1 protein-coding gene is annotated in these 2,477 nt (G+C 48.0%); it reads right to left on the bottom strand.

Annotation, left to right across the window (positions count from 1 at the left end):
* Window positions 1–265: 265 nt before the first annotated feature.
* Window positions 266–502 carry a hypothetical protein gene (locus HRU21_12690; GenBank protein ID NRA43147.1) on the bottom strand — a complete coding sequence of 79 codons (237 nt, stop codon included), beginning with the start codon at window positions 500–502 and terminating at the stop codon, window positions 266–268.
* Between the last annotated feature and the right edge of the window lie 1,975 nt (window positions 503–2,477).

Genomic DNA, 2,477 nt, shown 5'->3' with positions numbered 1-2,477 from the left:
TGCATTCAGCACTGCAAGTAGCATCGCACCAAGCATTACGTTGTTCCCCAAATAGCTTTAGCTATGGGGTACTTTCTGAAAAGCCAGAGGGGGGAGATCCGGGGTCTCCGAAATCGTAAGCAAACGGCTCCACCCCCTGCCACCCTACTACTGTAAAACTTTTCCAGCCAAATCAATATCGCAATTGCTATTATTATTCCAGGCATTGCAGTGAGCACAGCTACAGCTACAGCTACAGCTACTACAGCAGCTACTACAGCTACAGCTACAGCACAGCTCCAAGCATTGCATACAGCAGTGTAACCAGCATCCCACCAAGCATTGCATTCAGCACTGCAATTAGCATTGCTCCAAGCATTGCATTCATGGCTGCAATTAGCATTGCACCAAGCATTGCATTCAGCACTGCAATTAGCATCGCTCCAAGCATTGCATTCATTGCTGCAGTTAGCATTGCACCAAGCATTGCATACAGCACTGCAATTAGCATCGCACCAAGCATTACGTTGTTCCCCAAATAGCTTTAGCTATGGGGTACTTTCTAAAAAGCCAGAGGGGGGAGATCCGGGGTCTCCGAAATCGTAAGCAAACGGCTCCACCCCCTGCCACCCTACTACTGTAAAACTTTTCCAGCCAAATCAATATCGCAATTGCTATTATTATTCCAAGCATTGCAGTGAGCACAGCTACAGCTACAGCTACAGCTACTACAGCTACTACAGCAGCTTTGCGCGACGACTGAGAACGGAACTCTGGTATTCAACGAACTCTATTTTTCAGGGACGTTTTTTCGTGCAAAGCTTTTTATACAATGGTCTCTTCTTCTGAAATTCAACGAACCCTTTTTTTGGCAGGTCGCGGGGCTGTTCGTCGGGCTGTCGGGGTTCCCGTGGGTTCCCGTCGTCGTCATCCGGTGGTTCCGTCGGGAAGTAGTGCTCTATATTATAGCCGCGTCTAGAGCTGGAAGGTTAGCTCGGGCAAGGTTCCCTCATTGAACGTAATCACCTATTGAATGACTGGTCAATACCCCGGACTAGACACTGTCGGGTGATTTTTTCTCACGGTTTCCTAGGAAAACAAGTTGGAGCTGACCTCTGGTCTGAAGCAATCTTGCATGTCAAGAAAGATGAGTGAAATTAATTGCAAACGCACAAGTGACTTGCCTCAGGAGGCACAGACCGCCAGTAATGAAAAAACACACACATGCGCACTGAAACCAGACACATATAAGTTTAGGTTTTTTTGCATGTGCTTTTTGGCAGCATTGGAACTGATGATGTTTGAGACCTGGCCCCCAACCTCCTGTCTCCATTTTCTTTTCTTATGCGAAGCGAGCCAAGCGAACTACCCAACCCAAAACGCAGCATTAGAGATGTTAGTGTTAGGCTCCCCTTTCTCACTTCTCTTTTTCTCTTCCTCCACAGACGTGCTATAGGTAGCATTCTTGAGCCCTTGCTTAGCGCTCGCTGTCGCAGCCTCGTAGGTCTCGCAGTCTAGGTTCCTTTGCCCCGCCTCAGCCATGCCACGTCCAAGCATTGCATTCAGCACTGCAATTAGCAGCCCCCTCGAAAAAAACACATCTTTAAGAGCTATTTTAGTTAACTTGGTGGCCTTGCAATGGGGCCGAGAATATGCATGTATGTTGGAAGTCGCATCGCACCATGATTCTCATGACGGCTTTGTTTTTCTTTTTGTGCCCTGAGCACGACAAAATCGCGACTAAGCCGCGACTATGTTGCGCCTTATAACACGAAATCGCGTCTGTTAACCCCTTGGATTCAATTCTTTCATTTTTGCGTGTGCATTTTTTTTGCAAGCCTTTCCATGTTGCGCATTTCGCTACTAAGTCCTGTCGGGCATTAATCAGCAACGTGGGAAGCAACAAGCCATTTTGGACTTAGCAGTTTGGCAAAAAAGAAGAGATTGAAAATTATGATATGCGTGATGCTGGCGCTTTACAGGGGGGGCAGCTTGGATGTCACCCAGGGTGCCTTCCAAATGCTCCGCTGTAGTGTCGCCCTATGGCCCCAAAGCCCACCACCCACTTTAAGTAAACACCTTGGGGAATCCGAGGGGCCTGTTCAGCATCGCACCAAGCATTGCACTCAGCACTGCAATTGGCACGGCACCAAGCATTGCATACAGCACTGCACTTAGCATCGGACCAAGCCTTGCATTCAGCACTGAAATGTTGTTCTTTCTGCAAATCTGTTGCAGCCGCCGACATTTGCGTTCAAACACGTTTGCGTGAAACTTTTGCCCAGCAGGCTTAATTGTGATCCAACAGCTTCTCAACAAAACAGAAAGCGCGACTTTTCAAAGCAGCCGTCCATGCTTGATAAATTAAGCAACCATTGTTGCTTCCAAGCTATTTGGGGTCAACGCTGGAATAATTGGATGCGCAGACGACGTGAAGTGCATCCAGAGCCTGAACTTCCAAGCATGCAGCACACGAACTCACAACGCAGTGGGCGAAA

It is taken from the genome of Pseudomonadales bacterium, from assembly GCA_013215025.1.
Lineage (GTDB): Bacteria > Pseudomonadota > Gammaproteobacteria > Pseudomonadales > DT-91 > DT-91.
This window is presented reverse-complemented; position numbering and strand designations above follow the sequence as displayed.

Excerpts from the sequence above, each read along its gene's own strand:
- HRU21_12690 (NRA43147.1), bottom strand. The coding sequence starts at position 502 with ATGCTTGGTGCGATGCTAATTGCAGTGCTGTATGCAATGCTTGGTGCA.